The sequence below is a fragment of the Haloplanus litoreus genome, assembly GCF_045690335.1.
GTDB lineage: Archaea > Halobacteriota > Halobacteria > Halobacteriales > Haloferacaceae > Haloplanus > Haloplanus litoreus.
On the sequence record NZ_CP147874.1, the window covers coordinates 668221 to 694554 of the forward strand.

Below are 26334 nucleotides of genomic sequence, written 5' to 3' on the forward strand. Positions count from 1 at the left end.
CTCTGGGTTACGCGTCCCGGGATTAAAACCCTCGGTGGCGGTGCCGCGAGTCGGCGACGACACTACTGAAAGACGCCCAGCAGAGCGCCGTACAGGTCGTCGACGCCGTCGTAGCGGTCCGCCGGGTCGGTCGCCATCGCGCGGGCGAGCACGTCGTCGACGGCGGCCGGCACGCGGCGGTGACGACTCGGCGGTGCCGGCGACTTCTCGCGGATCGCCGTCTTCAGCGCCGTCGCGTCCGAGAAGGGTGCCGTGCCGGTCAGGAGTCGGTACGCGAACGCGCCCAGTTGGTAGACGTCCGTCGTCGCGGTCAGCTTGCCGTCCAGTTGTTCCGGCGCCGTGTACGGCGTCACGTGGTCGGCGTGGAGCGCTCGCGTGACTTTCCAGCGCAATCCCCACCCCGACAGCATCAGCCGTTTGGTTCCGTCCTCGGAGACGACACACACGTTCCCGGGTTCGACCCCGATCCCCGGCACGCCGTTGCCCCGGGCCACCTCCAGTCCGATGGCGATCTCCCGGCACACGCGTCGCTGCGTCCTGACCGACAACTCGTCGCCGTACGCAGTGAAATCTAGATCGCCCGTCCGGTATGCGACCCACGGAGACGGGCCGATCCCCGTGTCGAACACCGTCGTCACGTGCGCGCTGTCGCCGATCCGCTCCCAGTCCTCGACGCCTTCGGTGAAGGCGTCCACGGCGGCGCTGTGATCGCTGTACTCGGGTGACAGCGCCGCGATGGTCGCCGGTTCGCCGTCGGTCCACGTCGCCCGGTAGCGGTGGATCGGCCCCGACGTCGACTCGACGGTGACCTCGGTCAGATCCGACACGGAGGCAAAGAGCGCGCTCGCGGGAACCGACGACGGGGTCGTCGACCCGTCCTCGGTCGGCGCGTCGTCGTCCGCGTCGACGCCGTCGACCACGGGGTCGGTGGAGCGCCCGTCCGGAGGGGTCCGCTTCTCGAAGCGAACCCCGGACTTCGCCAGGGACTGCCGGACGAACCGGTGGTCGATTCGTTTCCGACGGCTCCCGTCGCGTGTGTAGACGTCGAGTCGTTTGAAGTCGAACCGGCGTTGCACCGCTCGGGCCTCTTCGAGGGCGGTTTCGAGTGTCGACGCGGTGACGAAGAGGTAGTGGCCCGCCGCCGGGACGACGGCCCACGCCTCCACCAGCGGATCGTACCGGAGTTCCAGTCGCTCGAACAGCGGATTCCAGTAGATGTTCCCGACGATGTCGTCGGCGTCCCACTTGAGCAGACAGGGGTGGTTCTCGTCGTCCATCCGCGCTTTCGCCCCGCGTATCGCGTCGATGCGGCGGTCGTAGGTCGCGTACGTCTCGCCGTCGCGGTGTCCACCCCGATACTCCTCGACGACCCACTCGTCCCACCGTTCGATGATCTCGATGGGTGACTGGGGGGAGAGCACATCGCCCGGACCGGCATCGGAGGCGACGCCGGGCCGCCGATCCGAGTTGGTCATCGGAATGTCAGTTACACTGTATCGTATAACACTGGTTGGTCGTATTATCAGACGCAATATCGTCGCGTTCGGAACCGTTCGCACACCCGATCGCCGGAGTGCGTACGATCTGGTGTGCAACGAGTTACAAAGCTACTATCGCCCGGACGGATCGACCGACTGGGCCGTCCCCCGCATCGACGGGAGTTTCCTCACAGCACGTCTTCGGTCACGACGTAGACGCCGCCGAGGACGGCGCCGTAGACGGCGTGCCACAGGAGCGACGGCGGCGCGAAGTTGGGGAACGGCGGCGACGCCGGGGACCCCACCGCGCTCAGCCAGAGGGGCATGAGCAACGCGGCGAGGACTACCCACGCCGCGACACCCCACGCGACGGCCACCCCGACGAGTTGCACCGGCCGCTCTACGTCCAGTACTCCGACCAGCACCGCGAAGACGACGCCGAGTACCGCCCCGTGGGAGACGTGGACGACCATCCCTACGCCCGGACTCGGCGGTGGAGCCAGCGTGTACAGCGAGGGAATCGCCACCGACAGCGTCGGCGGGTTCATCGCGAGGACGAGCGCACCCATCACCAGTGCGCCGCCGATACCGCCGAGGGCGCCGGCCCGCCAGTTACCGCTCGGGGTCCCCGTCTCGTGTGTGGATTCGGTCATCGTTGCCATGTCGCAAACGAGTTGCCAGGACGACATTTCTGTTCGGGAGTCGGACGTGGGCGGCGCACGCCATCCCAGGGTTCATATGGACCGTTTGGCCGACTCCGAATCGGTTTCGGGGTCGTGCAATAGAATCACACACCCGACCGGTCGGCCCTGTGGTGGCTTCCTGCCGCCCGTTCCTGTCTGCAACGATACGTTATCTATTAGTAATTTTCATGCGAACGACACCTATGTCGCTCGAAGAGCGGTACCTCGAAAACGAGTACTACACGGAGGCGGAACACGGCGAGTTCGATCTGTTCGACCTGGGGGACTTCGAACTGGCACGCGGGCGGACGATCCGCGACTGCAAACTCGCGTACAAAACCGTCGGCACACTGAACCAGTCGAAGGACAACGCCATCGTCTTCCCTCACATGTACTCCGGAACGCACCGGGACATGGAGATGTACGTGGGCGAGGACATGGCTATCGACCCCACGGAGTATTTCGTGATCATGCCCGACCAGCTCGGGAACGGGCTCTCCTCCTCACCGCACAACACGCCGCCCCACGAGGGAGGGATGGGCAACTTCCCCGAGGTCATGATCGAGGACGACATCCGGGCGCAACACCGCCTGGTCACCGAGGAGTTCGGCATCGAGGAACTGGAACTGGTGCTCGGGTGGTCGATGGGTGCCCAGCAGACCTACGAGTGGGCCGTTCGCTTCCCGGAGATGGTCAAACGCGCCGCCCCGATCGCGGGCACGGCGAAGGTGACGCCTCACGATCAGCTGTTCATCGACGCCCACATGGAGGCGATCCGGTCCGACCCCGCGTGGAACGACGGCTTCTACACCGACCCGCACGCGGTCGTCACGGGACTGCAACGCCACGCACAGATCTGGTCGGTGATGGGACTCTGTACCCAGTTCTACCACTACGACGAGCGCGCGTGGGAGCGGGCCGGCTTCGCGTCCGTCGAGGACATGCTGGCGAACTTCTGGGAGGACTGGTTCCTCCGGATGGACCCCAACAATCTCCTGACGATGGCGCACAAGTGGCGACACGGCGACGTCAGTCGAAACGCCGACGGTGACCTTGAGGAAGCCCTCGGTCGCATCGAAGCCAAGACGTTCGTGATGCCGTTCGAGGAGGACATGTTCTTCCCCGTCAGCGACTGCGCACACGAGGAGTCGATGATCCCCGACAGCGAACTGCGACCGATCCCCAGCCTCTGGGGCCACTTCACCATGTTCGGCGTCTTCGAGGAGGACAAGCAGGCCATCGACGACCACATCGGGGAGCTTCTGGAAACCCCGGCCTGACCCGGCGCCTACGCCAGCAGTTCGACGAGCAGACCGGCCTGGGCGTGCAGGCGGTTCTCGGCCTGTTGCCAGACCATCGCGCGGTCGCTCTCGACGACGTCGTCGGTGATTTCCTCGCCGCGGTGGGCGGGCAGACAGTGCATCACCGAGGCCGAACTCCCGGAGAGCAGGTCGGCGTTCACCTGGTAGCCCTCGAACGCGTCGAGTTTCTCCTCGCGTTCGTCCTCCTCGCCCATCGACACCCACACGTCGGTGTAGACCACGTCCGCGTCGGCGACGGCCTCGTGCGGGTCGTCGACGACGGTCGGCGCACGGCCGAGTTCGGCCGCGCGGTCCATCACCGCCTCGTCGACGCCGTAGGTCGGCGGCGTCGTCACGGTACACTCCAGGTCCGCGAGCGCCGCCCCGAGGACGAACGACTGGGCGACGTTGTTGCCGTCGCCCACCCACGCGACGGTCACGTCGTCGAAGCCGCCGAACGTCTCGCGGATGGTCAACAGATCCGCGAGCGTCTGGCAGGGGTGGGCGTCGTCGGTCAGTCCGTTGATGACCGGGACGTCGGCGTAGGTGGCCAGCTCCTCCACGTCCGCGTGGTCGAACAGGCGTGCCATGATGGCGTCGGCGTAGCCCGAGAGCGCCCGGGCGGTGTCTTTCACCGGTTCCCCGTGGCCGAGGTGGATGTCGTCCGGCCCGAGGAAGATGGCGTGCCCGCCGAGGCGGGTCATCGCCGTCTCGAAGGAGGTTCGGGTGCGCGTACTCGGCTTCTCGAACACCATCGCGAGCGTCTCCCGGGGCAGGTCGGTCCCGTCTTCGCCGGCCTTGATCGCCGCCGCACGGTCGAGCACCGTCTCCAGTTCGGCGGCCGTGAGGTCGTCCACGTCCAGCAAGTCGGTCGTCTCGACGCTCATACGTCCCCCTCCGTGAGGCGTTCGCAGACGTCGATCAGCACGTCGATAGCGCGGTCGTACTCCGAGAGGGGGAGGTGTTCGTCGGGAGCGTGATCCAGGTCGGAGTCGCCGGGACCGTAGGTGACCATCGGGCAGTCCCACGCCGACGCGAAGACGTTCATGTCGGCCGTCCCCGTCTTGCGGAGGAGGCGCGGGTCGCCGCCGGCATCGCGGATGGCCGCCCGGAACGCCCGCGCCACGGGCGTCCGCGGACTCTCCATCACCGGCGGCACCCGGTCGTACCAGTGGACGGTGCCGATGTCGAGTTGGCCGTCGGCTACCTCCCGCACGTCGTCGACGGTGTACTCGGGCGGGACGCGCAGCTGCACCTCCATCGTCGCCTCGACGGAGAGGCCGTCGACGCTGGTGCCGCCCTCGAACTCGACGGGCTTGCAGGTAACCCGCTCGAAGACGGGCAGGTACTCGTCGGGGTCGAACTCCCGCTCCACGCTTGCCCACCAGTCCATCGCGTCCTGAATCGCGTTGTTCTCCGGACGCGAGGTGTGTCCCGACTCGCTGGTGGCGACGTACGTCCCCGCCAGCAGGCCGCGGTAGCCGAGGGTGATCCCCGTCCAACCGCTCGGTTCGCCGTTGACGACGGCGCCGGGTTCCGCCCGGTCGCTCTCGACCACGTGACGTGCGCCTCGGGAGTCGACCTCCTCGCCGACGACGCCGAGGAAACTCGTCCCCGTCGCCACCGCGGCGACGGCCATCGCCGCCAGCGACCCCGTCGCGTCGACGCTCCCGCGACCCCACAGTTCGCGGCCGCCGTCGGTCTCTCGGATCTCGACCGGGATGTCGCCCGGCACCGTGTCGATGTGGGACGTCAGGAGGACGGCGTCGTCGGCCGGCGCGTGCACGTTGCCCACCTCGTCGATCCACACCTCGCGGTCGTTGGCCTCGAAGAAGTCGACCAGCAGTTGTGCCGCCTCCCCTTCCTCGCCCGAGGGCGAGGGAGTGGCGACGAGGTCGACGAGCAGTTCCTGGGCGTTGGTTAGCTCCGTCGCGGCCTCGCTCACCGTCATAGCACCGCCTCCATGGCCTCGACGACCCGGTCGGCGTGGCTCTCGTCGACGATCAGCGGCGGCAACAGGCGGAGGACCGTCCGCCCCGCCGGCAGCGCGAGGATGCCCTCCTCGAGCGCCAGGTCGCGCAACAGACGGTTCGACCCTCGCTTCACCTCGACGCCGATCATCAGTCCCCGACCCCTGACCTCGCGGATCGGGAGGTCGGCGCCCTCGATCGATTCCATCAGATACCTCCCCACGTCCGCGGCGTGGGTCGGGAGGTCCTCCTCGACGATGACGTCGAGGGTGGCGTTGGCGGCCGCACAGACTACCGGTCCGCCGCTGAACGTCGATCCGTGTTCGGGGTCGGCGTCGGCGATCCAGTCGGCACAGACCGTCGCGCCGAGGGGGAGACCGCTGGCGATGCCTTTCGCCGTCGTGAGGATGTCGGGGTCCACCTCCGAGCGCTCGCACGCCCAGAGCGTTCCGGTGCGACCGACGCCGGTCTGAATCTCGTCGAAGACCAGCGCCGCGCCGGCCTCCTCGGTCACCTCGCGCGCCCGACGCAGGTAGGTCGCGTCCGCGGGGTGGATGCCGCCCTCGCCCTGGATGGGTTCGAGGAAGACCGCGGCCGTCTCGTCGTCGACCGCCTCGGCGAGTTCCTCGCCGTCGCCGTAGGAGACGAACTCGATCCCGCCAGCGAGCGGTTCGAACGGCTTCTTGTACTTGTCCTTCCAGGTCATCGCGAGGGCGCCGAGCGTCCGGCCGTGGAACCCCCGGCGGGTGGCGACGATTTTCGACCGGCCGGTGGCGTTGCGGGCGAACTTCATCGCCGCCTCGTTGGCCTCCGTCCCGGAGTTACACAGCCAGACGTTGTCGAGGCCGGGCGGCGACACCGTGGCCAGTTTCTCGTACAGTTCCGTCCGTGCCTCGACGGGGTAGGACGCCTGCACGTACATGAGGTCCTCGACCTGTGATTTCACGGCGTCGACGACGCGCGGATGACAGTGGCCCACGGCGGCGACGGCGTAACTCGCGCCGAAGTCGAGGTACTCGGTCCCGTCGTCGGCGTAGAGGGTGGCCCCCTCGCCGCGTTCGATCCTGATCGGCTTCTCGGAAAAGACGAATCCGCTCATGTGTCCTCCAGTGCGCTCGCGTGAATGTGTGTTCCGCCGGTGCCGAGCGCACCCGTCACGGGCGCGTCGGCGTTGGCGTCGGCGACGACCACCTCGGACGCGCCCGTCTCCAGGGCCTCCGTCGCGGCCATCACCTTCTTCGTCATGAATCCCTCCGCGGCGTCGGTGAGCGCGTCGTACTCCGCGGGGGTGGTCACCGCCTCGATCAGCGTCGACGGATCGTCCGGGTCGGCGTAGACGCCCGCCACGTCCGTGAGGACGACCAGCGTGGCACCGAGGGCGCCCGCGACGGCCGCGGCCGCCCGGTCGGCGTCGGTGTTGACCGGGGTCCCGTCGTCCGCGAGCATCGGCGGCCCGGTGACGGGAACGTAGCCGTCTTCCAACAGCGTCTCTAGCAACTCGGCGTTCACCGACTCGATTTTCCCCGAGTGGTCGCCGCGCTTGATCTTCTTCTTGCCGTCCTCGACCACCCGCACCGCGGACTTTCGGGTACCCGTGATGAGGCCGCCGTCGACGCCCGAGAGGCCGACCGCGTCGACACCCGCCTCGCGGAACGCGGCGACGAGGTCGGTGTTCACCTTGCCCATCGCCATCGTGAACGCCTCCATCGTCGGCTCGTCGGTGAACCGCCCGACGACGCCGTCCGGCGTCTCGACGTACGTCGGGTCGATGCCGAGCCGATCCAGCAGGTCGTCGACGGCCGTCGACCCGCCGTGGACGACGACGACGGGTTCGCCCGACGCGACGAGAGTCGCGATATCCGCGACGGCGCCGGCCGGATCGACCGCCTTCGCGCCGCCGATCTTGACCACGACCGTCACGCGAGACACCTCCAGTGGCTCGCGTGACGCCGGAAGTCACAGCCCGCGGAGCGGTTCACTGCGGAGCCGTGACCCCACGAGCAGGAGTGCCTTCCTGAAATCATGCTACGGTGCCCCCACCGGGTGTAGCCCCTGGAACTCCAGGCCGGCCGTCTCCTCGATGCCGAGGGCGACGTTCGCGGCGTGGACCGCCTGTCCCGCCGATCCCTTCATCATGTTGTCGATGGCCGAGAACACGACCAAGCGTTTGTTCCCGGGATCGAGTTCGAACCCGACTTCGCCGTAGTTGGTGCCGGCGACCGCCTTCGGTTCGGGGTAACGGTAGACGCCGCCACCGCCGGCGACGGTGCGCATGAACGGTTCGTCCTCGTAGCTCTCGCGGTAGGTGCTCCAGAGGTCCTTCTTCGTCACCGGGCCGTCCGGGAAGACGTGACAGGTCGCGGCGGCGCCGCGGGTCATGTCCACCGCGTGGACGGTAAAGGACACCGAGCACCCGAGGAACTGCTCGATTTCCGCCTCGTGGCGGTGGCCCGTCGGGGCGTAGGGCCGGACGATGCCCGACCGCTCGGGATGTGAGGAGGCCGCGCCGCCGCCGGCACCGCCCTCCGACGAGCCGACTTTCACGTCGACGACCACCTGCTCGTCGCCGCTCAGGATCCCGGCGTCGAACAGGGGTTTCAGCCCCAGAATCGTCGCCGTCGCGTTGCACCCGCCCGAGGCGATCAGGTCGGCACCGGCGAGGTTGTCGCGGTTGAGTTCCGGGAGCGCGTACTCCGCGTCGGCGAGCAGGTCGGGGCGCTCGTGGCCGTCGTACCACTCGTCGTACTGTGCTTCGGTTCCCAGCCGGAAGTCCGCGCTCAGGTCGACCACCGTGTCGGCCGCCTCCCGGAAGGCGTCGATGCGCTCCATCGAGACGCCGTGGGGTGTCGCCGCGAACAGCACGTCCACGGGGTCGAGCTCCGTCGGCGAAGTAAAGCGGAGGTCCATCGCGCGGAGGTTGGGATGTTGGTGCCCCACCGTCTTGCGCTCGTAGCTCCGACTGGTCGCCTGCACCACCTCGAACTCGGGGTGGCCGTCGAGCAGGCGGAGGAGTTCGCCCCCGGTGAAGCCGCTGCCGCCGACGACGCTCGCGGTGTAGGTCATGCCGTCGCCTCCTGTCCCGCCTTCGTCTCCAGCCAGTCGACGATGGCCGCGGGCACGTCGAAGTCGACACACGAGTCCAGCGCCTTGAACTCGACCGTGTGGTTCACCTCGTGGACGGTGTACGAGTCGCCCGTCTCCATGAGGTCGACGCCGAGCAAGCCGCCGCCGACGGCGTCGGAGGCGCGTTCCACGAGTTCGGCCACTTCGTCGTCCACCTCGAACTGGTCGACTTCGCCGCCCTTCGCGGCGTTGGTCAGCCAGTGATCCGAACTGCGGGTCATCGCGGCGACGGGTTCGCCGTCCGTGGCGACGACGCGGATGTCACGCCCCGGCTTCTCGACGAACTCCTGGATGTAGAACACCTTGTGTTCGTAGTGGCCGAGCGTGGCCTTGTGCTCCAGAATCGCCTCGGCGGCGCTGCGGGAGTCGACTTTCGCCATCAGCCGTCCCCACGACCCGATCACCGGCTTGAGGACGCAGGGGTAGCCGAACGCCTCGATGGATTCGAGGGCGCTGTCGGTGGTGAAGGCGACGTCGGTGTTCGGCGTCGGCACGCCCGCGTCCTCCAGCACGAGGCTGTTTTTCACCTTGTCCGCACACAGCTCCGCGGTGTCGGCCGCGTTGATGACGGGCACGCCGTAGGCGTCGAGAAAGCGCGTGACGTAACGGCTTCGACTCGTCGCCAGACATCGATCGATGGCGATGTCGACGTCGTCGAACGCCGCGGGGGCCTCGCGGATGTTGAACCGCTCTTTCCGGACGTCGATTTTCGTCACCTCGTGGTCGCGGTCCCGGAGCTCCGAGAGCAGGAGCTTCTCGTCCCGCCTGATCCGCGAGTACAGCAGTCCGACGTGCATCACTCCTCGCTCCAGTCCGCGCCGTCAGTCACCGCTTCGTTTTCCTTGCCTTTCGCCTCGGCGAGCACCTTCGCCGCGAGCCGCTCCTGGAAGCCGTGGTACTTCGCGACGCCCGTCGCGTCGGCCTGCGTGATATCGCCGACGTCCTCCGTGTTGAAGGAGGCGAAGGACTCGTCGTACACCGCGTACTCGCTGTCGCGGCCGACCGGACGGGCTTGGCCGCCCTCGAACCGAATCGTCACCGTGCCGGTGACGCGGGTCTGTGTCGCGTCGATGAACCCCTCCAGGGCGTCCATCAGCGGCGCGTCGACCAGCCCCTCGTACCCCTTCTGGGACCACTCGTCGTCGACCAGTTTCTTGAAGTCGCGCTCCTCCTTCGTGAGCACCAGACTCTCCAGCGTCTCGTGGGCGTTCAGCAGCGTCGTCGCCGCCGGATGCTCGTAGTTCTCGCGCACCTTCAGGCCGAGCATCCGGTCTTCCATCATGTCCGTGCGCCCGACGCCGTACTCGCCGGCCACCTCGTTGAGGTGCTCGATGAGGGCGATGGGGGCCATCTCCTCGCCGTCGACGGCGACGGGGTAGCCGTTCTCGAACGTGAGTTCGATCTCCTCGGTGTCGCCGGACGGCGACCGCGTCCAGTCGTAGATCTCCTCGCTCGGCACATGACCCGGCCGTTCGAGGTCCCCGCCCTCGATGGAACGACTCCAGAGGTTCGTGTCGATGCTCCAGACGCCCTCGTTGCCGCCCTCGACGGGGAGGTTCTTCTCGGCGGCGTACTCGATTTCCCACTCGCGGGTGAGGCCGAGTTCGCGCACCGGCGCGATCACGTCGAGGTCGGAGGCGCGCCAGACCGCTTCGAAGCGCAACTGGTCGTTGCCCTTGCCCGTACAGCCGTGCGCGACGGCGTCACAGTCGTTCTCTTTCGCAACGTCGAGGATGGCCTCGGCGATGACCGGGCGCGCGAGCGCCGTCCCGAGCGGGTAGCCCTGGTACGTGGCGTTCGCCCGAACGGAGTCGAGACACTGCGACGCGAACTCCGCCTTGGCGTCGACGACGTAGTGTTCCAGATCCAGCGCCTCGGCCGTCTCCTCGGCTTCGGCGAACTCCGCCGCTGGCTGGCCGACGTCGACCGTGACGCCGACGACTTCGTCGTACCCCCACTCCTCTTCGAGGAGCGGGACGCATACTGTCGTGTCGAGTCCGCCGGAGAACGCGAGTGCCACACGTGTCATTATCGACGTATCCGCCCCTTAGAGACTTAAATTCTATGTTTTTATTATTGAAATGAAACGAGAAACTGGACGCTCGTGGAGCCGGTCGGTTGGTGATCGGGAGAACGGAACTGACGGGGGAGTGAAGTGATAGGTGGGCCTAACGGCCCAGTCGTCGCGGTCGACGGACTGCGAGGGTGGGGCGGACGAGTTCGGACGAGGCGGGTACCGTCCGGTCCATTGTCGAAACACAGCCCACGTCGATACAAATATCTTGCGAACGCCCCGCGAGACGCGCCGTCGCCGCGTCGGGGTCGGCACGCGGTGGCGACGGCCTACGCGGCGACGTGCAGGACGAGCCAGATGCCCAGACTGGCCACTGGCGGGATGGTGAGGTTGTCGTCGAGAACGTAGCCCCGGACGACGGGGGTGAAGCCGTCGGCGACGGTGGCGCCGGCTCCGCCGACAACGGCGGCGAGCAGTGCCGTCGGGAGCGACACGCTCCGCACCAACACGAGCGCCGCGAGCGAGAAACAGACCGCGAACATGGCCGCGAGGACGCCGGCGCGCTTGGCCCGGCCCGCCTCGTTCGAGCCGAGGAGGCCGCTCACTGGGTCGCCGATGGTGAGCATCAACATGCCGGGAACCGCGACGGGCGGGGCGAAGGCCCACGCGACGGTGGTCATGCTGAACATGTAGAGCGCGTAGCCGGCGACGTTGTCGCGTTCGTACTCCCGAGTGAGCGTCTCGTAGACGGTCCAGTCGAGGCCGATCAGGAGCCGGACCGCCTCCAGGACCGCGGCGACGACCGATCCGGCGACGAGGAGGTAGCCGAGCGTCCGCCACTCGACCAGTCCCAGCAGGTACAGCGCCGGGAAGCCGACGCCGCTGGCGTGGACGGCCCGTCGCCGGAGTTCGCTGGCCATCCTCAGGAACGCGTGACATCCGTCTCGACCCGTTCGTACGTCTCGAGGAGGCTCTCGAACGCGTCGTCGCCCGCGAGAATCGTCTCCAGTTGCGCCGCGAGCTCGTCGACCGGCATCCGCACCTGTGCGGTGCTGTCCCGGTCGCGGACCGTCACCGTCGCCGGACGTTCCTCGACGCTCTCGTGGTCGACGGTTACCGACAGCGGCGTCCCCACCTCGTCCTGTCGGCGGTAGCGCCGCCCGATGTTGCCGGAGTCGTCGTGGGCGACCGACAGCCCCGCCGACCGCAGGTCGGCGACCACGTCGTCGGCCAGATTCTCCAGCGCCTCGTCGCTCACCAGCGGGAAGACGGCCACGTCCGTCGGCGCCACTTCCGGCGACAGCGAGAGGTAGGTTCGCTCCTCGCCGTCGATCAGGTCCCGGTCGTAGCCGTGGGCGATCAGCGTGTAGACGGTGCGGTCGACGCCGAACGACGGTTCGACCACGTGTGGCGTGACGTGTTCGCCCGCCTCGGTCTGTTCCTCGATCCGGAAGTTCGCCACCTCGGCGTCGAGGGTCACGTCCTCGCCGCCGACCTCGACGGTGACCTCGTCGCCGTCGAAGGCGTCGGGGTCACGCGCCGCCAGGTCGCGCAGGGCGTCGGCCACGTCGCCGGCACTCCCGCCGAACTCCGGGCCGAGGACGCTCATGTCGGGGTCGACGACCGCCCGCTCGACGGTCCGTGGCTCGTCGTACTGCTCGAAGACGGTGAAGTCGTCGTCGCTGTGGTCGGCGTGTTTCGAGAGGTCGTAGTCGCCGCGGTAGGCGAAGCCGGCGATTTCGATCCAGTCGCCGACCGTCGGATCGTCGCTCACTGCGCCGCTCACTTCGCTCTCGGCGTCCCAACAGTCCGCGGCGTAGTGGGCGCGTTCGCCCGGCAGGTGCTGGCGGAAGCGAAACCGGTCGCCGTCGACGCCGATCCGGTCGTACCACTCCCGGGCGACGCCGAGGTAGTAGGCCACCCAGTCGCTCGCGACGATGCCCTCCGCGACCGCTTCGGCGACCGTCGCCTCCACGTACTCGCCGTCGGGTGCCTCCTGTTCGGCCGCGGGGTAGAGGCGGAGGGACACGTCGGCAACCCGGTCGAGCGGTGGGTCGTCGTCGTCCGGATCGACGAACTGCTCCAGTTCCGCCTGCGTGAACTCCCGAGTGCGAACGATGCCCTTCCGGGGACTGATCTCGTTACGGTAGGCGCGACCGACCTGTGTGATCCCGAACGGGAGTTTGTTGCGAGCGTACTCCTTCAGGCGCGGGAACTCGACGAAGATACCCTGTGCCGTCTCGGGACGGAGGTAGCCCGGGTGCCCGGAGCCGGGACCGATCGACGTCTCGAACATGAGGTTGAACTCCTCGATCGAGCGGCCGGCGAGGGGGGCGCCACAGGACGGACAGGCGATTTCGTACTCCGCGACCAGTTCCTCCACCTCGGGGATCGGCAGACTCTCGGCCTCCTCGACGTCCGTCGCGTCCTCGACCAGGTGGTCGGCGCGGTGGCTCTCGCCGCACTCGCCGCACTCGACCAGCATGTCGTCGAAGCCGTCGAGGTGACCGGAGGCCTCGAAGACGGCCTCGGGGGCGATGGTCGGCGCCTCGATTTCGTCGTTGCCCTCGCGGACCGTGAAGCGGTCGCGCCACGCCGCCTCGACGTTGCGCTTGAGCGCGGCCCCCTCGGGACCGAAGGTGTAGAACCCGGCGACGCCGCCGTAGGCCTCGTTCGCGCCGAAGAAGAACCCGCGCCGCTTCGCGAGTTCGGTGATGGCGCGCGCGTCGCTCATACACCCTCCAGCAGATCCACGTCCCGGACGATACCCGTGAGCGATCCGCCGTTGACGAGGGGCACCTGTTCGATGTCGTTCGAGAGGAGGAGTCGCGCGACCTCCTTGGCGGTCTTGCGGCCCGAGACGGTCACTAGATCGTCGGTCATGAAGGTTCCGACGGGTTCGCGCGGAATCTCGACGTTCCGGGTGGGGTAGTAGCGGTTCCCGACGGCCTTGATCCCCTCCCACATCCACTCGTCGTCCTGGTTGGCGATGCTCTCGCCGGTGTCGTCCTCGCCCTCGACGACGCGGGCGACGTCGATGATGTCCACCTCGGTGAGCATCCCCGTCATCTCGCCGTCGTCGTCGAGGACCACCGCGTACGGGACGTTCGCGTAGTAGATCTCGCGTTCGGCGACGGTCAACGGCGTCTCGTGGTAGACGGTGTTCACGTCACGGCTCGCGAGCGTGTCGACCGGCGTCTCGCCGTCGACGTCGCCACGGGCGATTGCCCGGACCACGTCGGTGACGGTGAGCATGCCGTCGAGACTATCACCGTCGACGACCGGAATACGGCGGGCCGCCTGTGCGACCATCATGTGGGCCACCTCCACGAGGTCGGCGTCGGCCGTCGTCGTCGGCACCTCGCGCATCAACAGTGCGAGCTGGTCCTCGTCGGGGTTCTCGATGAGGTCGTCCCGCGAGACCAGTCCGCGGTACGCTTCGCCGTCGTCCGTCGGCTTGACGACGGGGATCGACGAGAAGCCCCGCTCCTGCAGATATTCGAGGGCGTCGTCCCGGGTTCCCGGGAGGTCGACCGTCACGACGTCCGCGCGGGGCGTCATCGCGTCGGCTACTTGCATGCCTCCCGTTCCGCCGCCCACCCTCTAATACTCTGCGAACGCCGAGCCGCGGTCACGGTGCCTACGCGACCGACCCCGACCGTCGTACCACTCCACCTCTGTTGTCATATCGACGTATTTATATGAGGTTGTTACATTGTACCATACATGGCGCCCGACGTGACGACAGCAGGGGGGAAGGGTTCGGATGTCATGGCCTCCGTCGACGAGGGGGCGGGACTTCCGGAGTTCGTCATCGCCGACATCTCCCGCGACGACGCGTGGGTCTCCATCCAGCTTACCGACGCCCCGGGGCTCGACGACTGGCGATAGCGGCACGGTATCGGTCCTGGGGCTCGGTTGCCGTCGTTCGGGAGCGATCGGGCCGTCCCTTCGACCGGATCCCCGGGCTTTATTCGCTCCACTCACGCACGGAGAGACATGTCGCGCGACGCCCCCGGGAACGTCCTCTTCGTCGTCATGGACACGGTTCGGGCGGACCACCTGACGCCCTACGGCTACGACCGACCGACGACGCCCGGTCTGGCCGAGTTCGCATCCGAGGCCACCGTCTTCGAGGAGGCGGTGGCCCCGGCGCCCTGGACCCTCCCCGTTCACGCCTCCCTCTTCACCGGTCTCTACCCCAGCCAACACGGCGCCGATCAGGAGAACCCCTATCTGGAGGGCGCCACCACCCTCGCCGAGACGCTCTCGTCGGCCGGCTACGACACCGCCTGTTACTCCTCGAACGCCTGGATCACCCCCTACACCCACCTCACCGACGGCTTCGACCACCAGGACAACTTCTTCGAGGTGATGCCGGGCGACCTGCTCTCCGGCCCCCTCGCTCGCGCGTGGAAGACGATGAACGACAGCGACCGTCTTCGAACCCTTGCGGACAAACTCGTCTCCCTCGGCAACGTCGCCCACGAGTACTTCGCGGGCGGCGAGGGGGCCGACTCGAAGACGCCCGCCGTCGTCGACCGCACGATGGAGTTCGTCGAGGACTCCGAGGACTGGTTCGCGTTCGTCAACCTGATGGACGCCCACCTCCCGTACCACCCGCCGGACGAGTTCGCCGAGGAGTTCGCCCCCGGCGTCGACTCCACTGCCGTCTGCCAGAACTCCAAGGAGTACAACGCGGGCGCCCGCGACATCGACGACGAGGAGTGGGCCGACATCCGGAACCTGTACGACGCCGAAATCGCCCACATCGACGCCCAACTCACGCGCCTGTTCGACTGGCTCAGGGCCGAGGGAGAGTGGGACGACACCACCGTCGTCGTCTGCGCTGACCACGGCGAACTCCACGGGGAACACGACCTCTACGGCCACGAGTTCTGCCTCTACGACCCGCTGGTGAACGTACCGCTGATGATCAAACACCCCGACCTGACCGCCGACCGCCGGACGGACACCGTCGAACTCGTCGACCTGTATCACACCGTCCTCGACGCTCTCGACACTCATGGGGGCGATCCGGCCGCCCCCGGCGAGACGGCCGTGGCCTGCGACCCGACGCGCTCCCTCCTCGCCGACGACTACCGTGCCTTCGACGCCGTGGCCGACCCCGACCCCGGGCAGGCGGCCGCTCCTCGGGGCGGTGTCGGCTTCGTCGAGTACTCTCGGCCCGTGGTCGAACTCAAGCAACTGGAGGAGAAGGCGTCGGCCGCCGGTATCGACCTCCCCGAGGATTCCCGCTTCTACGCCCGGATGCGGGCCGCCCGCCGTCCCGACGCGAAGTACGTCCGCGTCGACCGGATCGACGACGAGGCCTACCGCCTCGATACCGATCCGAGAGAGACGGCGAACGTGGCAGCCGACCTGGACGACCACTCCGGGATCCGCGAGGTCGAACGCGCCCTCACCGTTTTCGAGTCGGAGGTGGGCGGCGCCTGGACCGGCGCTGCCGACGCCGACGTGACCGACGACGCCGTCGCCGACATGGACGACGAGGCTCGTGAGCGGTTGCGGGACCTGGGGTATCTGGAGTAGCGGACGGTTTTTTTCTCTCGGCCCCCAAGGGCGGGATATGGAACCGAACGTCGGTGGCAACGACCGCACGGTCCGGCTGGCTCTCGGCGCCCTCGCCGTGCTGTCGACGGTCGCCGTCGTCGTCTACGGCGGCGGTCTGACCGGTCCACTCCAGACCGTCGTCGCGGGCGCGATGCTCGTCTTCGCGGCCGTGATGTTCGTCACCGCCAGCGTCCGTCGCTGTCCGATCAACGCCCTCCTCGGCCGGGACACCCGTCGCCGGCTGTAACCTCGGACGGACCCTTGGCAGTCAGTTCCGGCCGGGAAACGGGTACAAGAATCCGTATCAGTCGTCCGCCTCGGTGAGGTGGTGCACTGCCTCGCTCGCCGCGTCGCTCACCGCCGGGTCCGGATCCAGTCGGAGGTCACGGAGGCGGGATTCGGCGTCGGTGTCGCGGAGCAACGCCGGCCGCTCGGCCGCGACCTCCGCCAGTCCACGGGCCGCGTCCGCGACCGACTCCGCGTCGTCGAGTTGCTCGACGAGCGTCGACACGTCGGCGGCGTCCACGTCCGCTATCGACGCCACACCCAGGTGGTCCGTCACGTCGAACGCCGGTTCCGGGTCCGGCGTCGAGTCCGCGTCCGGTGGCGCGGTCGATTCGTCGACCCCTTCGTCGGCCCGCGGCCGCGCCGTCGGGTCGGTGTTGCCCGTCCCGGTCGGCCGATCGGTCGGCTCCGGCGACCCCGTCGCCCCGACGGAGCCGCGTGGCTCGGCGTCGCGGTCGGCCGGTCCCTCGACGTGACCGCGCGGGTCGGCGCTCGGAGTGCCGGCCGCCGGTTCGCCGGGACCGGCGCCACCGGTCACGGTTTCCCTACTGGCGTCCGTCTCCCCGGACTCGGCCGGCGACCCCGTCCTCCCGGTCGCCGCCGTTGTCGCCCCGTCGTCCGTCTCGATTTCGGTGACGTTGCTGATGGCCATGGCGAGACCGAGGACGGCCAGAACCAGGACCGTCCCGGCGAAGGGGACGGGAAGCGGGAGGGAGAGCGGGAACGGGAGCGAGGCGGGGACCGGGAGCCGGTTCGTGGCGGCTCCGAGGCCGAGGCTGCGTGGCTGTCCGGGGTCCTCCGCCGCGTCCACCTCGGCGGCGGTCGTCGTCGTTACCGGCGTCGACGGGGCGACGGTGGTGGTCTCGGCGGGCGTCGACTCCGCCGCCGTCACCGTCTCTTGGCCCCCTCCGGTGGCCAGCGTCAGCGTCTCCTCGTGTTCCCGGCCGTCGGCGTCGACGGCACGGACGACCACAGTCGTCTCCCCGTCGGCACTGCCGAGGCGGGCGCTGACGGGGACCCGATCCGTCGCCTCGCCCTCGTAGACGGTGGCCGTCGAGACCGTCGAGCCGTCCGGTCCCACCGTCTCGGCGACGACGCGTGTGACCTGCCCCTCCGAGACCAGCCCAGCGACGGCGACGGCCTCGCCGTCGACGCGTGTCGCCTCGCGGTCGATGCTGATCGTCGGTACCAGATGCCCTCGGTAGTCGAGGGGGACCGACCACTCTCGGGTGTTCCCGGCCACGTCGGTGGCGACGAGCGTTATCTCCTCCGTCTCGTCGGTGACTCGGGTGGTGAACTCGAAGTCGGCCGAGACTCGCTCCCGGTTCGGCTCCTTCGACGTCTCGGTCAATACGGACTTCTCCCCGCTCGCGGCCCGGACGCTGAGCGACTTCACCTTGACGTTGTCGTCGACGACGCCCGCGACGTCGAGCGTGTTCCCGCGTCGCTCGAAGCGGTCGAGGCTGATCGACGGCCGCGTCCCGTCGACCACCTCGACGGTGAAGTCGTGGGTGCTGCGCTGTCCGTGGACGTCGATCACCTCCACGCGCATCTCGTTCTCGCCCAGGCCGAACAGCAGGGGTCGCGAGAAGTTCTCCCCCGGGTCATCGATGCGGTAGGTCGTCCGGTCACGGCGGCTCTGCCCGGCGAACGTCCACTCGTAGTTGCGCTCGATCCGCACCATCTCGACGCCGCTCTGATCGAACAGCTCACCCGCAATCGTCGTGTCGGCCTCCTCTATCGTCACCGTCCCAGTCGGTCCCGTGCGTTCGGTGGTGAACGGCGAGGTGTAACTCACGCGCGGCCCGTCGGAGTCCTTCCGAACCGTCATCGTCCGCCGAGTCGTGCCCGATCCCTCCGCGACGACCGTCATCTCGTGTTCGCCGTCGTCGAGGTCGAGGTCGACGGTGTCGGAGAACGACTCCGCGCCCGGCTGGTAGCTCCGGCGCGTCTCGCCGTCGATCCTGAGCTCCACCGATTCGATGGTCCCGTCGCCGGACGCCTCGATGCCGATCAGCGGATCGTCGGTGATCGTGACCGTTTCCCCGTCCGCTACCGTCGATCCGTCTACCGTCACGCTGAGACTCGGTGCGGCCGCCACCGCCGGTGCGACCCCCGACACGACGACCAGTGCGATCACTGCCGCTACGACGCGTCCCCGTGTGCGTCTCCCCATATCATACGGGTGTAGAACCGACTACACTAAGTGTTCCGGACGGGGAAATCCGTCGACACCTCGACGATTCCGGTGCTCGTTCTCCGCCCAGTAGTAGCGGCCTGCCCGGGTGCCCCGCAGTCCGGACGCGCCTCGACGTTCGGGGACGGCCGGCCCAACCGTGGCCGGCGAACAGTCCTAACAATTTTAACACTTCTCTCCGATGTCTCAATCGACTCCATGGACGACATCGGGGGGAGCGAGTGCCGAGGGACGTCGGTCGACGCGGTCGGGGAGGGTCCCGTCGCGGCCCGTCACTGGCCAGTACGGTGGGTCCGATCCCGGCTCCCCGTCCGTTCGGGCCGGCTCGCCGCCGTTTCCCTCCTCGTCCTCCTGGTCTCGACGGCCGGCTGTGCCGGATTGGCTGCGGACGGGGACGGGAACGGGACCGCCGGGGGAGCGAGCGGAGCGACGGTCGAGGCGTCTCCGGTCACGCCGACGCCCGGGACGCCCAGTTACGACGACGACGGACTTCCCGCGGAGCGCGAGCGACTCCTCGGAACGGACCCCACGGTCGCGGACACCGACGGTGATGGACTCGACGACCACTCCGAGGTGACGAGGGGAACCGACCCGCTGGTCGCGGACACCGACGGCGACGGGGTGACCGACGGCCGCGAGGTCGAGTACGGACTCGATCCCATCCTCGCGGATACGGACGGGGACGGCCTCGACGACGGGACCGAACTGGCCGGCGAGACCGATCCGCTGGTCGCGGACACCGACGACGACGGCGCCCTCGACGGCGCCGAAGTGGAGGCGGGGACGAACCCCGTCCTCGCGGACACGGACGGGGACGGCCTCGACGACGGGACCGAACTGGCCGGCGAGACCGACCCGCTGGTCGCGGACACCGACGACGACGGCGCCCTCGACGGCGCCGAAGTGGAGGCGGGGACGAACCCCGTCCTCGCGGACACGGACGGGGACGGCCTCGACGACGGGACCGAACTGGCCGGCGAGACCGATCCGCTGGCCGCGGACACCGACGACGACGCCCTCGACGACGCCCGCGAACTCTCCGTCGGGACCGATCCGACCGACCCGGACACCGACGGCGATTCGTTGCTCGACGGGTGGGAGGTGCGCGGGCATGCACCCGAGAACGTCACCCTCCCCGGAGCGAACCCGCTCCGCAAGGACCTCTACGTGATGGTATCACGCACCAAGTCGGCCTGGGCGATGCGGGAGAGCGACCGGACCTACATCAGGGGGGCGTTCGATCGGATGAACGTCGAGAACCCGGACGGGACGACGGGAATCTCCGTCCACTTCGTCGCCGGCGAGCGGTTGTCGATCGATCGGTCGTTCCGCACCAACGGCTCGGCCCGACGAGCCCTCAGACGAAATTCGACCGCCGCGGTCGTGGGACCGCGTGCGGACGTCTACCACCACGTGATCCTCATGCGACTCGACGACCGAAACAACGTCTTCGACGGCTACGCGACGACCCCCGGACGAACGGTGCTGGTCGACGAGGACGAACGGGACTTCCGGGGCGGAACGCTGCCGTATCGCGACCGACTCATCGTCCGTGGCCTCCTCCAGAACGTCGCCGGCCGTCCCGCCCCCGAGCACCGGCACCGCGGAGACGCCCGATTCACCAAGACCGGCTGGACGGCCTACCGACCGAACGACGTCGTGGTCCACGAGTACCTTCCACGGCATCTCGCCACCAAACTCGAGCGTGAAGGCTTTGCCACGTCGCCGGCCACGGACTGAGCCGCCGCCGTGGGGCCGGCCTGCGCCCCTCGCCGTCGGGAGCGTCGCGGCGACCACTCCGCGAGCACGCGCGCCGGTACGTTCAAACCGTAGCGTACCCATGTTGACATGTATGGCCGTCACGAAACGCCGCCGGTTCGTTCACGCGCAACTGGCGTGGATGCTGGCGACGGCACTCGTGTTAGCCCTCCTCGATTCACTCGCGTACGAGCCGTTTTTCGTCGTCTCGTTCGCCGGCTTCCTGATCGTGGCCGAACTGACTACCCCCGTTCGGGTCACTCCCGCCTGGCGGCAGCGGCTCCGCTGGCTCGTTCTCCTCGGACTTGCCGGCTTCGCCTACGTCGTCGCCGAACGCGCTCTGGGCGTCCTCCCAACCGGAGTGTCCTGATGGTTCTCCCGTCACACTTCCCCGGTCGCCTGGCCGTGGCACTCGCCGTCGTCCTGGTCGTCGCCGGTCTCTGGGGGGCGTCCACGTCGGACCCCGCGTTCGGTGCCTACAACCCGGGCTGGGACGGCACGTCGAACTTGCACGAAGAAGCCAGAGCGGCCGCGGCGTCGTCCGTCGTCGCGACACGGACGGCCGCCTACGACGGCGTCGTCCCGGGTCGTACGGTCGCGCTCGTCCTCTCGCCCGACGAGGCGTACGCCGAGGCGGACGCGGCTCGACTCCGACGGTTCGTCCGGGCGGGCGGCACGCTGGTCGTGGCGGAGGACTTCGGCCCGCACTCGAACTCGCTGCTCCGACGACTCGGCGCCGAGACGCGCGTCGACGGGCGGCTAGTCCGCGACGAGCGCCACTACTACCGCTCGCCGAGCGTTCCGGTCGCGACTGGCGTCGCCCCGTCACGACTCACCGAGGACGTCGACAGCCTCACGCTCAACCACGGTACCGTCCTCGACCCGCACGGCTCGCGGGTCGTCGTCGAGACGTCCCCGTTCGCCTACCTCGACGACGACGGGGACGCGTCGCTCGACAGCGGGGAGTCGATGCGGCGCTATCCCGTCGTCACCGCCGAACGACTCGGCGAGGGGCAAGTGGTGGTCGTCGCCGATCCGAGCCTGTTCATCAACGCGATGATCGAACGGGATGGGAACCGACGCTTCACCCGTGGCCTCTTCGCCGGACGGGAAACGGTCCTGTTCGATCACTCACACACGAGCGGCGTCCCGCCGCTGATCGGCGCGGCGCTCGCACTCCAGCGAAGTCCCGCGCTTCAGGGCCTCCTCGGATCCCTCCTGCTCGGAATCGTCCTCCTCCTGAGTGCCCGACTCCCGCCGATCCGCTCGCGTCGGCGCGGTACGCCCGGCACGGTTCTATCCCCGGATCGGGGACTGTTCCGCCGTCGGTCCGCCCGTCGACGCCCCGCCCGAGTGCTCGGACGTCTGGTTCGACGCGTGACAGGAGTTATGATGGATGAGAAACAAAAGCGGAGTGGAACCACTAATGACGAACGAGGAGGAGACGGCGGCTGAACCCGCCGCGCTGTTCGACGAAATTCGCGACGAAGCCGGCCGCGTCCTCGTGGGCAATCGGGAGATCCTCGAAGGGCTGTCGATTGCCCTGCTCTCCCGTGGACACGTTCTACTGGAGGGTATTCCGGGCGTGGCCAAGACGACGATCGCCACGCTCTTTGCCAGGACGCTTGGTCTCGATCACCGGCGGATCCAGATGACGCCGGATCTTCTGCCGGCGGACGTCACCGGCTCCCGTATCTATCGTGCCCGGACCGGCGATTTCGACTTACAGCGCGGACCGATCTTCTCGAACATCGTCGTCGTCGACGAGATCAACCGTGCGACGCCGAAGACCCAGAGTGCGCTCCTCGAAGCGATGCAGGAGGGCCAGGTGACCATCGAGGGCGAGACACACGACCTGCCGACGCCGTTCATGGTCGTCGCGACCCAGAACCCCATCGAGATGGAGGGGACCTTCACCCTGCCCGAAGCACAGCGTGACCGCTTTCTGAGCAAACTCCGGGTCGACGTTCCGGACCGCGCCCTCGAAACCCAACTCCTCGATGCGTTCGACGAACATCCCGAACGGGGACCGGACACCGTCGACCCCGTCGTCGCTCCCGACGCCATCGTCGCGGCACGCCGAACGGTCGACGACGTGTTCTTGCAGTCGTCGGTCCGGGACTACATCCTCGACATCGTCGAGGGGACGCGTACGAGTTCCGACGTCGTCTACGGTGCCTCCCCGCGAGCGGCTATCTCGTTGCTCCGAGCCTCGAAGGCTCGGGCGGCGATCCGTGGCCGATCCTACGTCATTCCGGACGATCCGAAGGCGCTGGCCGAACGGGTGCTGGCCCACCGTCTCGTCCTGTCGACGGACGCGGAACTGAGCGACGTCGCTCCACGAACGGTCGTCCGGGACGTCCTCAACGGCGTAACACCTCCCGACGTGAACGACGGTGCGGGACCGACCGCCGACGTGCGCGACGGCACGGAATCGACCGCCGTCGGCGACGGTGCCGGCTCCCTCGACGACATCGACTGATTCGGACCGTGATCCCGATCCGACCGATCCGTTTCGGCGTCGCCGCGGGGGATCGATGAGTCGCAAGCATCCAGCCGTTGCGCTCACGGTCGCCCTGCTCTTGCTCGCGGGACCCGTCGTGACGACGACGACGGCGGACGCCTCGTCATCGACGCCCCCGGTCGATGGAGCTGTCCCCTCCCACTCCGCCCAGCACACGCCGACGAACAACTCGACCGTCGTCCACGAGAATCCGGCCGAGACCGGTGGTCGCGGTAACCTCACCGCGACCCGTGGCTGGTTCGTCGATCGGATCGAGGCGGCACTCGTCGACTGTGCGCGGCGGGCCACCCCCGCGGGTAACGGCACCTGCGCCGCGCTCGGTGCGCAGGGGGAGTTCACCTCCCTCGCCACGCGTTACCGCGACGTCGCCCGGCGGACCGACGACCCGGGCGACGACGCCGCAGCCCGGATACTGAACCGGACGGCCGCCCACCAGCTCGCCTTCACTCGTTCAGTCGTGCGGTATCGGTCGACGCTCGCGGCGTACCGCGAGGCGCGCCGGCAGGGTGAATCCCGCCGGGCGAGGGCGCTTGCCCGCCGCGTCTCCACCCAGGGCGACCGCGTCTCGTCGGCAGGGCGCCGGCTCTCGGCCGACTTCGCGCACGTCACCAGCAACAGTACGATCAACCTCACCAGGGCACGGGAGATCACGTCCGAGGTGACCGGAAACGTCTCCGCGACGACCGGCAGGATTCGAACCACGGAGTTCCGACCGCCGCGACTGAATCTCTCGTCGACCGGGGCGCGCGTCTCCTTCGCCGACCCGGCCACCCTCCGCGGGCAACTGCGGGCGTCCAACGAGACGCCGCTTGCCGGGCGCACGGTGACGATCCGGACGCCGGAGACGACGATCCGGACCGAGACGAACGCGTCCGGTAGCTTCACCGCCACCTACCGGCCGACGACGGTCCCGACCGGGAACGCGACGGTCGTCGCAGAGTACCGCCCCCGAAACGACTCCCCGTTCAGCGGCATCGAGGCTCGAACGACCCTCTCGGTCGGCGAAACCGAGGGGACCCTCCGGGTGACCGAGGCGTCTGACCGTGCCGCGTTCGGCGACGAGGTGTCGGTCCGGGGCACGCTCCGTGCCGACGGGCGGCCCGTTGCCGGGGTCCCCGTCGTGGTGACTCTCGGTGGCGTCCGACTCGCCGCCGCCGAGACGAACGCGTCCGGTGGCTTCTCCGCCGCTGGGTCGATTTCGACAGCCGTGCCTGCCGGGAACTCGACACTCGACGTCTCGCTGGCACGGCGGGGGCGCGCCCTCACCGCCGATCCCGCCTCGACGGTCGTCTCCGTCGAGCGAACCGAGCCGCGACTGGTCGCCGGGACCGAACGCCTCGATCCCGATACGGTCCGCGTCTTCGGCTCCCTGACCGCCGGTCGCACCCCCGTGAAGAACGCGACGCTTCGGATTCGACGCGGGACCGACCTCGTCGCCACCGTCCGCCTCGACGGCGGCGGGGCGTTCGAACGGAACGTCTCCGTCCTCGACCTGCCGGCCAACGGCACGACCACGATGGTCGTCGCGTACGAACCACCGGGCGGCAACCTGGACGCCGTCTCCGTCCAGGTCCGGGTTAGCACCGCCAGCGGGCTGCCGCCCGCGTTCGTCGACACGCCCCTCGACGCGTGGCTGGCGTCGCTCTCCCGCCTCGATCCGGCGCTTCTCGCTATCGGCGCGCTCGCGCTCTTGATGGTGTCGCTCGTCTCTACGGGGGCCGCCTATCGGAGTCAGGGACGCTTCCAGTCCGCAATCTGGCGGTCCGCGGCCGTCGCCGTCGGCCAACTCCTCGGTATCGACACGGGCCCCGCGAGCGGGACCGATCCCGACGCCGACGGGGCGTCGACCGACGCCGGTTCCACCCCCGACGCCGAGGACGTCGACGGCGGCCGGGCCGACGGTGACGCGACCGGTCCCGGAGTCGGACTCCTCGACGCCGCCCGGGGGCGTCTCGACGGGGGACGCCTCGACGAGGCGGTGGTGGTCGCCTACGGGGCGGCCAGACGGCACCTCGACGCCAGCCTCGACGTCGACCCGGCACTCACTCACTGGGAGCTACTGGCCGTCTATCGGGAGGCGCTCGACCGTGAGGACCGCGCCGCGCTCGAACGACTCACCGCGGCCTACGAGCGTGCGGCGTTCTCGCCTGCTCGGAGTACGACCGAGACGGCGCGTCTGGCGCTCGAAAACGCCGCCACCATCGTCGGACGAGGCCCCGGTTCGACCGACCCGATGGACGACGACTGACGCGGCCGGTCGGGACGCCGTGACAGCCGACCAATTTTTGTCACTCTACAAACGATACCGTGGTGATGAGTGCCGACGCCGACACCGACGCCGGATCGGACCGGCACGGGGGTCTCTCTACCCTCAGGACGTTGCCCGCAGACCTCGGAATCGTCGTTACCCTCGTCGTCGTGGTGCTTCTCGCGTCGGTGCTGCCGGGCGTCCCGGACGCGGTGGTCCGGGCACTCGCCGTCTCGTTCGTGTTCGCTCCCGGGTACGCGTTCGTCGCCGCACTCTTCCCGCACGCAAGAGCCGACGACGGGGAGCCTGTCGCCGGCGAGTCGACGCCGCGACGTGGCGTCGACGGCGTCGAGCGTGCCGCTCTCTCCCTCGGGGCGAGTGTCGCTCTCGCCGGCATCGCCGGCAGCGCGACGACCCTCACTCCGTGGGTTCCTCGGCTGACGTCGACGCTGGTGGTCGTCGGTGTGGCGACGTTGGCCGTGACCGTCGTCGGCGCCAGGCGACGGGACGCACTCCCGCCCGAGGAGCGCTTTCGGCTTCCGTACGAGCGCTGGCTCGCCGCGGTACGGGCCGCCCTGTTCGCCCCCGAGACACGCGCCGACGTGTTGCTCAGCGCCCTGGTGATCCTGAGTGTGGTACTCGCCACGAGCAGCCTCGGGTACGCTCTTGCCGGCCCGGAACGCGGCGAGGCGTTCAGCGAGTTCTATCTGCTGACCGAAACCGAGGACGGCGAACTCGTCGCCGACGGCTACCCGACCGACTTCGTCGCCGGCGAACCGCGGTCGCTGGTGGTCGGCGTCGGCAATCACGAACACGAGACCGTCCCCTACACCGTCGTGATCCAGATTCAACGCGTCCGCATCGCGAACAACTCGACGCACGTGGTCGAGGCGGAGCGCGTCAGCCGGTTCTCGTCGACGGTGCCGACCACCGAAACCTGGCGTCGATCTCATCGGGTCGCGCCGACGATGACCGGCGACGGACTCCGTCTCGCCTACCTTCTCTACCGCGGTGATCCGCCGCAGAGACCGACGTCCGGAAACGCGTATCGGAGCCTCCACCTCTGGGTGAACGTGACTGCGCCGGGGCCGACCAACGGGACGGCCCCCGCCTCCGTTCACTCCACGGGTGTTTCCACGTCGTCGCCCCGACACGCAGGTGCGTGACGGCCCCCGACCC

General features: G+C 68.7%; 23 protein-coding genes. 10 read left to right on the forward strand and 13 right to left on the reverse strand.

Annotated elements, in window-relative coordinates; genetic code table 11:
• Positions 1–62: 62 nt before the first annotated feature.
• Together V8686_RS03700 and V8686_RS03705 are read right to left on the reverse strand one after the other, a co-directional pair.
• Positions 63–1475, reverse strand: a complete 1413-nt coding sequence (locus V8686_RS03700; protein ID WP_379702612.1) for a protein kinase family protein — start codon at positions 1473–1475, stop codon at positions 63–65.
• A 191-nt stretch (positions 1476–1666) separates the two neighbouring features.
• Complete coding sequence (locus tag V8686_RS03705) at positions 1667–2140, reverse strand: histidine kinase (RefSeq protein ID WP_379702613.1); 474 nt, start codon at positions 2138–2140, stop codon at positions 1667–1669.
• A 224-nt stretch (positions 2141–2364) separates the two neighbouring features.
• Between V8686_RS03705 and V8686_RS03710 the strand changes: the two genes are divergently transcribed.
• A complete protein-coding gene (locus tag V8686_RS03710) occupies positions 2365–3441 on the forward strand; it encodes an alpha/beta fold hydrolase (RefSeq protein WP_379702614.1) in 1077 nt (358 codons plus the stop codon).
• 8 nt (positions 3442–3449) lie between these two features.
• On the opposite strand, the gene argF is transcribed toward V8686_RS03710, so the two are convergent.
• The 10 genes from argF to V8686_RS03760 form a co-directional block, all read right to left on the reverse strand.
• Positions 3450–4349, reverse strand: a complete 900-nt coding sequence (argF, locus tag V8686_RS03715; protein ID WP_379702615.1) for an ornithine carbamoyltransferase — start codon at positions 4347–4349, stop codon at positions 3450–3452.
• Positions 4346–5407 carry a [LysW]-lysine hydrolase gene (locus V8686_RS03720; RefSeq protein WP_379706454.1) on the reverse strand — a complete coding sequence of 354 codons (1062 nt, stop codon included), beginning with the start codon at positions 5405–5407 and terminating at the stop codon, positions 4346–4348. Before V8686_RS03720 ends, argF begins: the two co-directional genes overlap by 4 nt.
• Positions 5408–5409: 2 nt before the next feature.
• On the reverse strand, positions 5410–6531 hold the full coding sequence (locus tag V8686_RS03725) for an aspartate aminotransferase family protein (protein WP_379702616.1): 1122 nt from the start codon (positions 6529–6531) through the stop codon (positions 5410–5412).
• Positions 6528–7352 (reverse strand): acetylglutamate/acetylaminoadipate kinase, encoded by an 825-nt coding sequence (locus tag V8686_RS03730; protein WP_379702617.1) that lies wholly within the window; start codon positions 7350–7352, stop codon positions 6528–6530. Before V8686_RS03730 ends, V8686_RS03725 begins: the two co-directional genes overlap by 4 nt.
• A gap of 105 nt (positions 7353–7457) precedes the next feature.
• Positions 7458–8495, reverse strand: coding sequence for an N-acetyl-gamma-glutamyl-phosphate reductase (gene argC / locus V8686_RS03735; RefSeq protein ID WP_379702618.1), 1038 nt, complete (start codon positions 8493–8495; stop codon positions 7458–7460).
• A complete protein-coding gene (lysX, locus tag V8686_RS03740) occupies positions 8492–9352 on the reverse strand; it encodes a lysine biosynthesis protein LysX (protein WP_379702619.1) in 861 nt (286 codons plus the stop codon). The genes argC and lysX overlap by 4 nt, the downstream gene beginning before the upstream one ends.
• On the reverse strand, positions 9352–10584 hold the full coding sequence (locus V8686_RS03745; RefSeq protein ID WP_379702620.1) for an argininosuccinate synthase: 1233 nt from the start codon (positions 10582–10584) through the stop codon (positions 9352–9354). The genes lysX and V8686_RS03745 overlap by 1 nt, the downstream gene beginning before the upstream one ends.
• Positions 10585–10898: 314 nt before the next feature.
• Positions 10899–11489, reverse strand: a complete 591-nt coding sequence (locus V8686_RS03750; protein WP_379702621.1) for a dolichol kinase — start codon at positions 11487–11489, stop codon at positions 10899–10901.
• 2 nt (positions 11490–11491) lie between these two features.
• Positions 11492–13303 carry a glycine--tRNA ligase gene (gene glyS, locus V8686_RS03755; RefSeq protein ID WP_379702622.1) on the reverse strand — a complete coding sequence of 604 codons (1812 nt, stop codon included), beginning with the start codon at positions 13301–13303 and terminating at the stop codon, positions 11492–11494.
• On the reverse strand, positions 13300–14148 hold the full coding sequence (locus V8686_RS03760) for a CBS domain-containing protein (protein ID WP_379702623.1): 849 nt from the start codon (positions 14146–14148) through the stop codon (positions 13300–13302). The genes glyS and V8686_RS03760 overlap by 4 nt, the downstream gene beginning before the upstream one ends.
• 147 nt (positions 14149–14295) lie before the next feature.
• On the opposite strand from V8686_RS03760, the gene V8686_RS03765 reads away from it, so the two are divergent.
• The 3 genes from V8686_RS03765 (at position 14296) to V8686_RS03775 (ending at position 16390) form a co-directional block, all read left to right on the forward strand.
• The gene (locus V8686_RS03765; protein WP_379702624.1) at positions 14296–14460 is read left to right on the forward strand and encodes a DUF7556 family protein; all 165 of its coding nucleotides are present in this window, start codon (positions 14296–14298) and stop codon (positions 14458–14460) included.
• A gap of 108 nt (positions 14461–14568) precedes the next feature.
• Positions 14569–16122, forward strand: coding sequence for a sulfatase (locus tag V8686_RS03770; protein WP_379702625.1), 1554 nt, complete (start codon positions 14569–14571; stop codon positions 16120–16122).
• A 37-nt stretch (positions 16123–16159) separates the two neighbouring features.
• Positions 16160–16390 carry a YgaP family membrane protein gene (locus V8686_RS03775; RefSeq protein ID WP_379702626.1) on the forward strand — a complete coding sequence of 77 codons (231 nt, stop codon included), beginning with the start codon at positions 16160–16162 and terminating at the stop codon, positions 16388–16390.
• 57 nt (positions 16391–16447) lie between these two features.
• Here the strand turns inward: V8686_RS03775 and V8686_RS03780 are convergent, their stop codons facing one another.
• Positions 16448–18604, reverse strand: coding sequence for an Ig-like domain-containing protein (locus V8686_RS03780; RefSeq protein ID WP_379828396.1), 2157 nt, complete (start codon positions 18602–18604; stop codon positions 16448–16450).
• A gap of 219 nt (positions 18605–18823) precedes the next feature.
• Here V8686_RS03780 and V8686_RS03785 point away from each other — a divergent pair, with 219 nt between their 5' ends.
• From V8686_RS03785 to V8686_RS03810, 6 genes are all read left to right on the forward strand, one after another.
• On the forward strand, positions 18824–20365 hold the full coding sequence (locus tag V8686_RS03785) for a hypothetical protein (RefSeq protein WP_379702628.1): 1542 nt from the start codon (positions 18824–18826) through the stop codon (positions 20363–20365).
• Between the two features lie 112 nt (positions 20366–20477).
• Entirely contained in the window at positions 20478–20753 is a 276-nt protein-coding gene (locus V8686_RS03790) for a hypothetical protein (RefSeq protein ID WP_379702629.1), read from the forward strand.
• Positions 20753–21838 carry a DUF4350 domain-containing protein gene (locus V8686_RS03795; RefSeq protein ID WP_379702630.1) on the forward strand — a complete coding sequence of 362 codons (1086 nt, stop codon included), beginning with the start codon at positions 20753–20755 and terminating at the stop codon, positions 21836–21838. The genes V8686_RS03790 and V8686_RS03795 overlap by 1 nt, the downstream gene beginning before the upstream one ends.
• Entirely contained in the window at positions 21810–22865 is a 1056-nt protein-coding gene (locus tag V8686_RS03800) for an AAA family ATPase (protein ID WP_379702631.1), read from the forward strand. The genes V8686_RS03795 and V8686_RS03800 overlap by 29 nt, the downstream gene beginning before the upstream one ends.
• A 55-nt stretch (positions 22866–22920) precedes the next feature.
• Positions 22921–25155: a DUF4129 domain-containing protein gene (locus V8686_RS03805; protein WP_379702632.1), complete on the forward strand. Its 2235-nt coding sequence runs from the start codon at positions 22921–22923 to the stop codon at positions 25153–25155.
• Positions 25156–25220: 65 nt separating this feature from the next.
• On the forward strand, positions 25221–26321 hold the full coding sequence (locus V8686_RS03810) for a DUF1616 domain-containing protein (RefSeq protein WP_379702633.1): 1101 nt from the start codon (positions 25221–25223) through the stop codon (positions 26319–26321).
• Positions 26322–26334: the final 13 nt, after the last annotated feature.

What these genes read in the sequence shown, in the direction of transcription:
- V8686_RS03795 (WP_379702630.1), top strand. Translation starts at nt 20,753, where the DNA reads ATGGTTCTCCCGTCACACTTCCCCGGTCGCCTGGCCGTGGCACTCGCC.
- lysX (WP_379702619.1), bottom strand. Translation starts at nt 9,352, where the DNA reads ATGCACGTCGGACTGCTGTACTCGCGGATCAGGCGGGACGAGAAGCTC.
- V8686_RS03725 (WP_379702616.1), bottom strand. Translation starts at nt 6,531, where the DNA reads ATGAGCGGATTCGTCTTTTCCGAGAAGCCGATCAGGATCGAACGCGGC.
- V8686_RS03780 (WP_379828396.1), bottom strand. Translation starts at nt 18,604, where the DNA reads ATGGGGAGACGCACACGGGGACGCGTCGTAGCGGCAGTGATCGCACTG.
- V8686_RS03775 (WP_379702626.1), top strand. Translation starts at nt 16,160, where the DNA reads ATGGAACCGAACGTCGGTGGCAACGACCGCACGGTCCGGCTGGCTCTC.
- V8686_RS03705 (WP_379702613.1), bottom strand. Translation starts at nt 2,140, where the DNA reads ATGGCAACGATGACCGAATCCACACACGAGACGGGGACCCCGAGCGGT.
- V8686_RS03805 (WP_379702632.1), top strand. Translation starts at nt 22,921, where the DNA reads ATGAGTCGCAAGCATCCAGCCGTTGCGCTCACGGTCGCCCTGCTCTTG.
- V8686_RS03750 (WP_379702621.1), bottom strand. Translation starts at nt 11,489, where the DNA reads ATGGCCAGCGAACTCCGGCGACGGGCCGTCCACGCCAGCGGCGTCGGC.
- argC (WP_379702618.1), bottom strand. Translation starts at nt 8,495, where the DNA reads ATGACCTACACCGCGAGCGTCGTCGGCGGCAGCGGCTTCACCGGGGGC.
- V8686_RS03770 (WP_379702625.1), top strand. Translation starts at nt 14,569, where the DNA reads ATGTCGCGCGACGCCCCCGGGAACGTCCTCTTCGTCGTCATGGACACG.
- glyS (WP_379702622.1), bottom strand. Translation starts at nt 13,303, where the DNA reads ATGAGCGACGCGCGCGCCATCACCGAACTCGCGAAGCGGCGCGGGTTC.
- V8686_RS03800 (WP_379702631.1), top strand. Translation starts at nt 21,810, where the DNA reads ATGACGAACGAGGAGGAGACGGCGGCTGAACCCGCCGCGCTGTTCGAC.
- argF (WP_379702615.1), bottom strand. Translation starts at nt 4,349, where the DNA reads ATGAGCGTCGAGACGACCGACTTGCTGGACGTGGACGACCTCACGGCC.
- V8686_RS03810 (WP_379702633.1), top strand. Translation starts at nt 25,221, where the DNA reads ATGAGTGCCGACGCCGACACCGACGCCGGATCGGACCGGCACGGGGGT.
- V8686_RS03765 (WP_379702624.1), top strand. Translation starts at nt 14,296, where the DNA reads ATGGCGCCCGACGTGACGACAGCAGGGGGGAAGGGTTCGGATGTCATG.
- V8686_RS03745 (WP_379702620.1), bottom strand. Translation starts at nt 10,584, where the DNA reads ATGACACGTGTGGCACTCGCGTTCTCCGGCGGACTCGACACGACAGTA.
- V8686_RS03790 (WP_379702629.1), top strand. Translation starts at nt 20,478, where the DNA reads ATGGCCGTCACGAAACGCCGCCGGTTCGTTCACGCGCAACTGGCGTGG.
- V8686_RS03700 (WP_379702612.1), bottom strand. Translation starts at nt 1,475, where the DNA reads ATGACCAACTCGGATCGGCGGCCCGGCGTCGCCTCCGATGCCGGTCCG.
- V8686_RS03785 (WP_379702628.1), top strand. Translation starts at nt 18,824, where the DNA reads ATGGACGACATCGGGGGGAGCGAGTGCCGAGGGACGTCGGTCGACGCG.
- V8686_RS03760 (WP_379702623.1), bottom strand. Translation starts at nt 14,148, where the DNA reads ATGCAAGTAGCCGACGCGATGACGCCCCGCGCGGACGTCGTGACGGTC.
- V8686_RS03710 (WP_379702614.1), top strand. Translation starts at nt 2,365, where the DNA reads ATGTCGCTCGAAGAGCGGTACCTCGAAAACGAGTACTACACGGAGGCG.